The 858-nt window shown below is 75.8% G+C and carries 1 pseudogene; it reads right to left on the bottom strand.

Annotation, left to right across the window (positions count from 1 at the left end):
* Positions 1-45 precede the first annotated feature (45 nt).
* Positions 46-858 (bottom strand): annotated as a pseudogene (locus tag OZN99_RS32615) (hypothetical protein); the annotation flags it as partial.

Here is an 858-nt window from a genome sequence, read left to right on the forward strand (position 1 = left end):
AGCAGCGCCGGGCCGCCCAGCAGGGCCCGGCGCGTCAGCCGCATCTCAGCTGGCGAGCTCGAAGCCCTGGCCCTGCACGAGCCGTTCGGCATTGCCGACGCTTTCCGAGAAGTTGTCGCGCCGCGCGATGTTGCTGGCGGCGAGCGAGCGGACATCGCCGCCTTCCGCGCCCACCGCGACGGGCGTCGGGCGCGTGCCGATGTTGCGCGCCTCGGGGAAGGCGTTGGCCGGGGCATAGCCGCGCACGCCGCTCGGCGTCTCCACCAGCGCGAAGCCGGCCGGGGCGGGCTGCAGCGTGACGCGCTCCCGCGCATTGACGCGGGCGATCTCGGGCGAGGCGGGGTCGGGTCGCAGCTTGAGGGGCACCGTCGCGCGCGCCTGCACGGGCACGGGGCGGCCGACGCTGGCGCCGGCGAGCACCTGGCCCTTCGTGCCGGGCGCCACGCTCTCGACCGCGGTATCGAACTCGGCGCCGCGCTGCGTGATACGGCCGTTGATGGACTGGGCGAGCTGGATGTCGCGCTGGGTGCGCGCGCGTTCGTTCGCCATCATCGCCTCGGCCTGCGGGCGCGAGAGGCGGCCGCTGGCGAAGTCCGCGCGGATGCGCTGCGCGGTCGCGACGCGGCAATCCATCAGCTGGTCGAAGGCGATCTGCGTGCGGTCGAGCTGCGCGTTCTCCGCCGCGAGGTCGAGGGCGATGCTGCGGTTGAGCGAAGCCTGGTCGGCCGCCTGCTGCTGGCGCGCCTGCAGATAGCCCACCGTGCCGCCGGTGACGCCGCCCGCCACGGCGCCGATCGCGGCGCCGGCCAGCACGTCGCTGCCGCGCCGCCCGGTCGCCGCGGCGATCAGGCCGCCCAG

Origin of the sequence: Falsiroseomonas oryzae (assembly GCF_027856955.1) — a bacterium.
GTDB lineage: Bacteria > Pseudomonadota > Alphaproteobacteria > Acetobacterales > Acetobacteraceae > Falsiroseomonas > Falsiroseomonas oryzae.